Genomic DNA, 9,071 nt, shown 5'->3' on the forward strand with positions numbered 1-9,071 from the left:
ATTAGCCCATCAGCTTATGCGTCGTAGCTTTGAATCTTCTTAATGATATTGGTGGTTGAACAACCATCTTCAAAGTTGAGCACCATCACTTCACCGCCGTTGGCCCAGACTTCTTTGCTCCCGGCAATATCATCCGGTTTGTAATCGCCACCTTTGACCAGCAGATCAGGCAGGATTTCGCCAATTAAGCGTTGTGGCGTGTCTTCTTCAAACAACACCACCCAATCCACAGCTTCCAGTGCACCTAGTACGATCATACGTTGATCGTGCGGATTCACAGGGCGAGTTTCCCCTTTCAGGCGTTTGGTTGAAGCATCACTGTTTACCGCAACGATTAGACGGTCGCCCAACTTGCGCGCATTGGCCAGATAAGAAACATGGCCTGCATGAAGAATGTCGAACACGCCGTTGGTCATGACGACTTTCTCACCGCGTTTGCGAGCGGCCGCTACAGCGACTTTTAACTCAGCTTCGGTCATTACACCAAAACCTGAATCGGCACGGCCACGCACCGCGTTTTCCAGCTCGATAGGTGAAACGGTTGACGTACCCAGTTTACCGACCACAACCCCTGCCGCTGCATTTGCAAAGTAGCACGCTTCTTCAAGAGTGTTGCCCGCCGCAAGTGTGGCTGCCAGTACACCAATCACCGTATCGCCAGCACCGGTCACGTCATACACTTCTTGTGCCAGAGTGGGTAAATGGAACGGTTTAATGCCAGGTTGTAACAGCGTCATACCGTGTTCAGAACGGGTAATCAACAACGCGGAAAGTTCGTATTCAGCAATAAGCTTCATCCCGCGCTCTACCAGTTCTTCGTCGTTCTTACACTTACCGACAATCGCTTCAAACTCTGACAGATTTGGCGTCAGCAGCGTCGCGCCACGGTAGCGACTAAAGTCAGTACCCTTCGGGTCAATCAGCACCGGTACATTGGCCGCACGCGCAAGGCTAATCATATGCTGAACGCTCGCCAGTGCACCTTTTGCGTAGTCAGAAAGCACCAGTGCGCCAATGTGTGGCAGCGCCTGGCTAATGCGTTCATGAATTGGCTCTGGATCAACGCCTTCGAAACCTTCTTCGAAATCGAGGCGAATCAGTTGTTGATTGCGGGAAAGTACACGCAGTTTGGTGATTGTCGGGTGCGTCGGTACCGAGACAAAATCGCATTTAACGTTCACGCCAGCCAGCGCTTGGCTGAGCGCACGCGCCGCATCATCAATACCCGTCAGACCCACCAGCCGCGAATTCGCCCCCAACGAAGCAATGTTCATTGCCACGTTTGCAGCGCCACCAGGGCGTTCTTCAATGGTATCAACTTTCACCACCGGCACCGGAGCTTCCGGGGAAATGCGGCTTGTAGGGCCATACCAGTAGCGATCCAGCATCACATCACCAACTACCATGACGCCTGCACGGCTGTATTCGGGCAGCGTTACTTTCATTCCTGACTCTCCAGAGAGGGATAAAATTTTGTCGCGAATAATATCACAATTAATCTTATGCGCGTGTTTGCGGGTCAATCAGCCACGTTTGCCAGCTTCTCAATACCTGCTCGCGCTCTTGAGTGAAAGTATCCATTGCCACATTCCCGGGCAGTTCCTGCAATGCAAGATGATGAAGTTCATCACGTAATGTGACATAAGCATGCGTCAATGCTTTCGCTTCGTCATCACTCATAATGTCGTTCTGCGCCATTAATTCCAGAATGCGCACATTGTCAGACCAACGCGTCAGTTTTGGAGCCTGCGTCGCATAACGTAAAACCAGGTACTGAGTGATAAACTCAATATCGGTAATACCGCCTTCATCGGCTTTAATATCAAAGCGTTCACGATTTTTTCCACCCAAATGCGAACGCATTTTTTCCCGCATTTCTCGCACTTCAGTTTGTAGTTTTTCACCTTCACGAGGAATGCACAAAATGTTACGGCGGATGGCATCAAACTCCTGCTTCAATTGCGGGCTGCCATACACAATACGTGCACGAACCAGGGCTTGATGCTCCCAGGTCCAGGCTTCATTCTGTTGATAATCGGCAAACGCTTCGGTGGTCGTGACCAACATGCCCGCTGCACCTGAGGGGCGTAAACGCACATCCACTTCGTACAAAATGCCCGATGACGTCCGGGTACTAAACAGGTGCATTACACGCTGCGCGAGGCGCAAGTAGAACTGGCGACCATCGATTTCACGCTCGCCATCGGTCATGACATCTGACGGGCAATCGTGCAAGAAAACGAGATCCAAATCAGAGCTATAACCCAACTCCCAACCACCAAGCTTACCGTAACCTACCACTGCAAAACCGCGCCCTTCCCGGTTCTGTAGGTGTTTCGGCTGCCCATAACGCACCACCATTTGCGCCCAGGCTTGCTGGACCACCGCGTCAATCATCGCTTCAGCAAGCCAGGTAAGATGGTCACTCACTTTCATCACAGGCAATGTACCGGTGATATCCGCGGCCGCAACACGTAACAGCTGTGCTTGCTTAAACTGGCGCAATGCTTCCAATTGCTGCTCTTCATCGTCATCAGGCACACGCAGCAAATACTGGCGAAGCTCGTCACGATAGGCATCGGTGGCAGTGGGTTGGTAGAGCGTATTCGGGTCGAGCAACTCATCAAGTAGCAATGGGTAACTCGCCAGTTGGCTGGCAATCATCGGTGATGCAGCACACAACGTTATCAGGTGCTTTAATGCGCCCGGATATTCCGTGAGCAGCTCAAGATAGGTCGTCCGCGTGACGATGCCGAGCAGCAACGGCGTAAGGCGAGATAATGGCAATGGCGCGTCGTTGCGCGAACAGGCTTCACACAGCAAACGCGGCATGAGCTGATCCAACACCTGGCGGCCACGCGGGCCGATAGTGCGTTTATCGGTATCCTGGCGGAAATCGCTCACCAGGCGTAACACTTCACTACGTGCTTCTGGCGTTAAATGTTCCAGAACAGGCGTGTTGGCATCTGCATCCAGCGCGTCTTGCCACAGTTCGCGCCACGCTTGGGCGAGCTTATCTTCACCCGGTTCTGGTTCATCGTCGCCGATCAAGTCGTTAAACACCTGGCGTACGGCATTCATATGCTGTTGCAGGGTTTCTTGCAGGGAATCCCAATTCTGCGCGTTCATCGCCCACGCCAGGCGCGCACGGTTTAGCTCATCGCCAGGAAGTGTTTGAGTCTGCTCGTCATTGATGCTCTGTAATAGATTTTCGAGGCGGCGCAGATATAAATAGGCCGCATTCAATGTCGCAGCATCAGATTCCGGCAGCAGATGTAATTGCTCGATGGCTTCAAGGGTTGGCAGTAACGAGCGGGACTGCAAAACAGGCTCACGGCCACCGCGAATCAGCTGGAATACCTGGACGATAAACTCGGTTTCACGGATCCCGCCCGCGCCCAGTTTAATGTTATCGGTCAGCCCTCTGCGGCGCACTTCCCGGGCAATCATCCCTTTCATGTTTCGCAGCGACTGAATGACGCTGAAATCGATATAGCGACGGTAGATAAATGGCCGCAACATGTTGCGCAGTTCCTGGCTCCACGCATCGTTGTTGTCACCCATAATCCGGGCTTTGACCATCGCGTAGCGTTCCCAGTCGCGGCCCTGCTCCTGGTAATATTCTTCTAACGCGGCATAGCTCAGCACCAATGGGCCGCTGTCACCAAACGGGCGCAGGCGCATATCGACGCGATAAACAAAGCCGTCTTGTGTCGGTTGGTCGAGGACTTTAATCAGCCGTTGACCTAAACGGGTAAAGAATTGCGCGTTATCGAGCTCACGCCGCCCGCCCTGCGTCGAGCCGTTTTCCGGCCAGGCAAAAATCAGGTCGATATCGGAGGAGAAATTAAGTTCTCCACCACCGAGTTTACCCATGCCAAGAATCATCAATGGTTGCGCGACGCCGTTTTGATTGCACGGTGTGCCCCACTCGCGGCAGCATGCGGTATACAGCCAGTCACGGGCAGCAATAATTAACGTTTCGGCCAGCACACTGAGCTGTTGCAGAGAGCTTTGAGTGGACACCTTTTGCAGCGTTTGCGCCCAGGCAATTCTCACCATCATGCGGCGACGGAACAGGCGCAATGCGGCCATTAACGCGGGTTCGCTATCCACACCCTGCAATTCTTCCTGCAACCAGGTGGCATAGTTTTGCCATTCGTCGGCAAGTGGAGGGGACTGTTCGATTTCCACAATCCATGCGGGATAAACCGCCATGCTGTCACAAACAAAATCACTAAACGCCAGCACGGCTTGAGCCTCGGGGCTCAGCGTCTGATGGTCAATCTCTTGTGGCAGACGCGCCAGCGCCGCCTGCAAATGCTGTTGTAAAAGTGGCGCTTGCGACATCATGGTCGTATCCCTTAGTAACGATAGTTATTTCCCGCTGTGCAGCCAGAAAGGAGCCTGCGAGATGGCTTCATTGCGATAATGTTCAATTTCAACCTGTTGGCGAGTCACGATGGCATGACGTAACCCTTGCCAGTTATCCAGCCAGGGTTGCGTTTTCGTATCGTCGTAAACACCCGCCAACAAGCGGATAGAACCGGTTTCTCGTGCCAAACGCGGCAGTTGATCGGCATAACTATCGCCCAACGGGCGCTGGAAAGTCTCTTTCAGTTCAGCCGCGTGACGGGAGAGATGGGTATCGGCAAAACGCTTGAACGAACCCGCCAGTTTCACGTTGGCTTTTTCGTCGGTAAATTTCTGCCACTGACGTCCGACCAACCATTCTGTCAGTGCCAGTTTTGCCTGGCTGCTTTGCGCGCTGAAAGCAAGTTCCGGTGCTTTCAGATCTTGCGGCAGCATCGTTTCATATGTTGCCAACAGTTCACGCATCTCAGTGCTCGCTTTACGCGGAATGATGCCGCCGAACAGTGCCAGCGCGTGGCGTACGAGGCCAACCGCTTCCAGTACCTGAGCTTTCGCTTTACCGTTACCACGCAGCCACAGTTCTTCGTGGTACTGCCAATGGGATAGAGCCAGTTCAAGCGCACCTTCCAGTCCTTGCTCAACCGTTGCTTTCGCAGGTATGCGCAAAACCGTTAACGGTTTAATTTCTCGTTCCTTGTTCCCCTGCGCCAGATGATAACCCCGCGCCGCTTTGCTCAGGCTACCCTGGCGTAACCCCGGTAGTGCAACCAGTTGTTTGGCAAAGGCCAGAACATCCGCTGTCTCACCTTCCAACAATTCAAGTTCCAGCTCACACAACGGCTCACTCAGTTCACCTGCTTTAACTTCACCGAGATCCAACGCCAGCTCGATACGGCTTAAAGCGTGCGTCACCACCCATTTTTCACGCGCAAAATCGGTGCTAAATAAAGGGTTCAGTTGAGTCTGCAATGCGTCGGCGCAGAGGCCTTCCGGCCATACATCTTGCGGGAGCAACGACAATGCCAGTTCCGGCCCGCTCAGCTCAACATTGTATTCCGGACGCTGATGTAGCCCACCAGTGACGCGGCCTGCGATTTTCATCGTCATTTCGTAACGGCCATTATCGCCACGGATACGCAGCCCCATATCATGACGGCGCAGTTGATTGTCGGCGGTTTCATAATAGATATTAAGCAACTGGCGAGGTTCGCTGTGCTGGCTTTCTAGCGAATGTAATGTGTTACGAAGAGAATCCAGTTCAGCTGGATTAACAATAAATTTGAGTTCGATTTCTTGAGTCATCGTCATTTTGCTTTTAGTTGTGTCACATCGAGCTAACGCCCGGCGAACTTAATCGTTTAATGGTGGTCAGTAGATAATATTTTTCACCAAATTACCATTAGTGGCGCGCATTTCGGCGGGCCATAAATCGCGAGTCAGTGGTCAAATTCACACCAGGATGATTCTCATTCAGGTTTGCGGATTGCGTCGTCAGACTGATGCCACTACTATCGTTCCACTATTTATGACAATAACGACGAAATCATGCACAAATTCCGCCTAATTTGCCTTACTTTGCTCTGTCTTAACGTTTCAGTTGTGGCTCATGCCAACGAAAAACGTTATGTATCTGATGAACTCAACACTTGGGTGCGTAGTGGTCCTGGGGATAATTATCGCTTGCTCGGCACCGTGAATGCCGGGGAAGAAGTCACGCTGTTACAAAGCAATGAAGAATCCAAATATGGTCAGGTGCGCGACAGCAACGGTCGCACCTCATGGATCCCTTTGGCGCAGTTGAGCACTTCGCCAAGCTTGCGTATTCGTGTTCCAGACCTGGAAAACCAGGTTAAAACACTGACTGATAAGCTGACTAATATCGACACAACCTGGAATCAGCGCACTGCTGATATGCAACAAAAAGTCGCACAAAGCGACAGTGTCATCACCGGCCTAAAAGATGAGAATCAAGAGCTTAAAAACCAATTGATCGTCGCGAAGAAAAAAGTTGAAGCCGCGAATGTTCAGTTGGATGACAAGCAACGCGCCATCATCATGCAGTGGTTTATGTATGGCGGTGGCGTTGCTGGTTTCGGTCTGCTGCTTGGCCTGTTACTGCCACACATGATCCCAAGTCGTAAGAAGAAAGATCGCTGGATGAACTGATCGCCGACCCTGTATCCTACACTTACGTATTATCGTAATTGGTTAACAGATGCAGGGGCATTAAAGCGTGAAGATTTATCTGGTCGGTGGTGCAGTACGTGATGGGTTGTTGAAATTACCGGTCAAAGATAAAGATTGGGTGGTGGTGGGTGCCACACCACAAGAAATGCTCGATGCTGGCTTCCAGCAAGTTGGGAAGGATTTCCCGGTATTTCTGCATCCTAAATCGCGGGAAGAGTACGCATTAGCGCGAACCGAGCGTAAGTCAGGCCCGGGATATACAGGTTTTACCTGCTATGCCGCGCCTGATGTCACGCTTGAACAAGACTTGTTGCGTCGCGATCTGACCATTAACGCCATTGCGCAGGACGAACACGGCGAGTTTATCGACCCGTATAATGGGCGTGCCGATATCGAAAAACGCCTGTTGCGCCATGTGTCCCCTGCTTTCAATGAAGATCCGCTTCGTGTTTTACGCGTCGCGCGTTTTGCTGCACGTTATGCCCATCTCAATTTTCAAATTGCCCCTGAAACTATGGCGCTGATGACCGCAATGGCGGCCAACGGTGAGTTGGCGCATCTGACGCCAGAACGCGTATGGAAAGAAACTGAAAACGCCCTCACCAGTCATAATCCACAGATTTACTTCGATGTTCTGCGCAAATGCGGTGCGTTGGCAGTGTTATTCCCGGAAATCGACGCGCTGTTTGGTGTCCCTGCGCCAGAAAAATGGCATCCGGAAATCGACACTGGTATTCACGCGCTGATGACGCTGGCAATTGCCGCGCAACTCAGCCCGGATGTTGACGTCCGTTTTGCCACACTATGCCACGATTTAGGTAAGGGATTGACACCAAAAGAGTTCTGGCCGCGTCATCATGGGCATGGTCCAGCCGGAGTAAAACTGGTGGAGCAAATGTGCCAGCGGATGCGCGTACCTAATGACATTCGTGACCTTGCCAAACTGGTCGCCGAATACCACGACCTGATTCACACCTTCGCTATTTTACAGCCGAAAACCATCATCAAATTATTCGACGCAATCGACGCGTGGCGTAAACCACAGCGCGTTGAACAAGTGGCTTTGGCCAGTGAAGCGGATGCGCGTGGGCGTACCGGTTTTGAAGCCAATGATTATCCTCAGGGCAGACTATTGCGTGCCGCATGGGCTGTGGCGCAAAGTGTCACCAACAAAGAGGTGATTGATGCTGGATTTAGCGGACCTGCGATTCGCGATGAGTTAACGCGTCGCCGTATTGCCGCCGTGAATACCTGGAAGCTCGAGAAAGGGCTGAACAGCGAACCAGTTGCGAAAACCCTGGAAAAGTAAAAAGGGGCTGAATGTTCAGCCCCTGTTATGACATTTCACCTTAATAAAAGGGATATTGCGTCGTTATCTACGGATGACGGTTCCTGAAGGTATCACGACGCCTCCTGTATTCGTCGGCTCTGGCTGCGGTTCTGGATCAAAGCTGGTGACGACAATTTTGGCGACAGTCGCTGGATTCGGAGAAATACGCTCAATGACAACGGTTTCACCGATAGAGATATCTCTCTCATCCGACTTGAGGTGGGTAAGAGAGCCATCTTCAGTCACGGTGCTGGCTACACATTTGCCATTATCGCAATTGAAAATATAGTTACCCTTCTTCTTATCGTCATTAATCACTTTACCGACATAAGAAGAACCGTCCGCGCTGTGAAGCATCCCTTTATGAAAATCAACGAACACATACGGCACGTTATTGACTTTCGACACGCTGATAGACTTCACGCTGCCATCAGAGACAACTGGGTTATTACCGTCGAGCATATCTTGCGTAACGGTTAATTGGCCCAGAACACCCTTATTCGGATAATTGCGCGTCACTTTGATTACAGTACCCACTTTCAGGCGGCTGGTGGCATCAACGTTGGAACGCAATGAAACCTCTTTTCCAAGTTTGCTGACGGCGCTGTCGTGAACACTAGAGCCTTCGGTACTGAACAGATAATTCCCGTCGGTAGAAACAGTGAAACCGTAGCCACTCTGCAGTTTGGTTGCATCAAGGTTAACAACAACTTTAGTTTGACCATCTTGCAGGTTGACCAGAATAGCTTTCAGGTCGGTCTGATCAACAACCGGGCCTACGTCTGGTGGTACCGGCACATCGGAATCATCCGGCAGCGGCGTGTTTTTCACTTCTTTAACGATATTACCCAGTTCGTGTTCCGGAGTATCGCCACTAATATCCCACAGGATCGCGCCACCAAAGCCTTGCGCATTGATATAGTCAACTTTTTCCTTAATAGACTGCGGATCGTCATAGGTCAGGAATTCTTGCTTGGTTTTGCTATAAAGATACGGAACGTGTGACTCAGAGTCCCAGTAGCGCGTGTATTCGCCGCTAGCCAGTTTCTGCTTGAGCACATACCACGGGTTGGTACCGGTAAGCTGACCCGCATCGTCCCACGCGCCTTTAACGGTTGCCGCGCCGGTGTTAAACATGCCCGGTAAACCAGGAATCAGCTCGGTTCCGGGAACATGACCC

General features: G+C 51.6%; 6 protein-coding genes. 2 read left to right on the forward strand and 4 right to left on the reverse strand.

Features of this window, described 5'->3' with window-relative positions; genetic code table 11:
• Positions 1-14: 14 nt before the first annotated feature.
• From hldE to VJY99_RS00765, 3 genes are read right to left on the reverse strand one after another with little or no spacing between them, the layout of a single operon-like run.
• Positions 15-1,445 (reverse strand): bifunctional D-glycero-beta-D-manno-heptose-7-phosphate kinase/D-glycero-beta-D-manno-heptose 1-phosphate adenylyltransferase HldE, encoded by a 1,431-nt coding sequence (hldE, locus tag VJY99_RS00755; protein WP_324115392.1) that lies wholly within the window; start codon positions 1,443-1,445, stop codon positions 15-17.
• Positions 1,446-1,500: 55 nt separating this feature from the next.
• The gene (gene glnE, locus VJY99_RS00760; protein WP_324115402.1) at positions 1,501-4,350 is read right to left on the reverse strand and encodes a bifunctional [glutamate--ammonia ligase]-adenylyl-L-tyrosine phosphorylase/[glutamate--ammonia-ligase] adenylyltransferase; all 2,850 of its coding nucleotides are present in this window, start codon (positions 4,348-4,350) and stop codon (positions 1,501-1,503) included.
• 27 nt (positions 4,351-4,377) lie between these two features.
• Positions 4,378-5,676 (reverse strand): inorganic triphosphatase, encoded by a 1,299-nt coding sequence (locus VJY99_RS00765; protein WP_324115394.1) that lies wholly within the window; start codon positions 5,674-5,676, stop codon positions 4,378-4,380.
• 243 nt (positions 5,677-5,919) lie between these two features.
• On the opposite strand from VJY99_RS00765, the gene VJY99_RS00770 reads away from it, so the two are divergent.
• Together VJY99_RS00770 and VJY99_RS00775 are read left to right on the forward strand one after the other, a co-directional pair.
• Positions 5,920-6,540 (forward strand): TIGR04211 family SH3 domain-containing protein, encoded by a 621-nt coding sequence (locus VJY99_RS00770; protein ID WP_324115396.1) that lies wholly within the window; start codon positions 5,920-5,922, stop codon positions 6,538-6,540.
• A gap of 67 nt (positions 6,541-6,607) precedes the next feature.
• The gene (locus tag VJY99_RS00775) at positions 6,608-7,870 is read left to right on the forward strand and encodes a multifunctional CCA addition/repair protein (RefSeq protein ID WP_324115398.1); all 1,263 of its coding nucleotides are present in this window, start codon (positions 6,608-6,610) and stop codon (positions 7,868-7,870) included.
• Positions 7,871-7,933: 63 nt separating this feature from the next.
• Here the strand turns inward: VJY99_RS00775 and VJY99_RS00780 are convergent.
• On the reverse strand, positions 7,934-9,071 hold a 1,138-nt coding region (locus tag VJY99_RS00780; RefSeq protein WP_324115400.1), incomplete at its 5' end, for a glycosyl hydrolase family 18 protein.

Source organism: Buttiauxella sp. (assembly GCF_035271705.1).
Lineage (GTDB): Bacteria > Pseudomonadota > Gammaproteobacteria > Enterobacterales > Enterobacteriaceae > Buttiauxella.

Bases quoted from the DNA above. Each gene is read 5' to 3' on its own strand.
- hldE (WP_324115392.1), bottom strand. From the start codon at position 1,445: ATGAAAGTAACGCTGCCCGAATACAGCCGTGCAGGCGTCATGGTAGTT.
- glnE (WP_324115402.1), bottom strand. From the start codon at position 4,350: ATGTCGCAAGCGCCACTTTTACAACAGCATTTGCAGGCGGCGCTGGCG.
- VJY99_RS00765 (WP_324115394.1), bottom strand. From the start codon at position 5,676: ATGACTCAAGAAATCGAACTCAAATTTATTGTTAATCCAGCTGAACTG.
- VJY99_RS00770 (WP_324115396.1), top strand. From the start codon at position 5,920: ATGCACAAATTCCGCCTAATTTGCCTTACTTTGCTCTGTCTTAACGTT.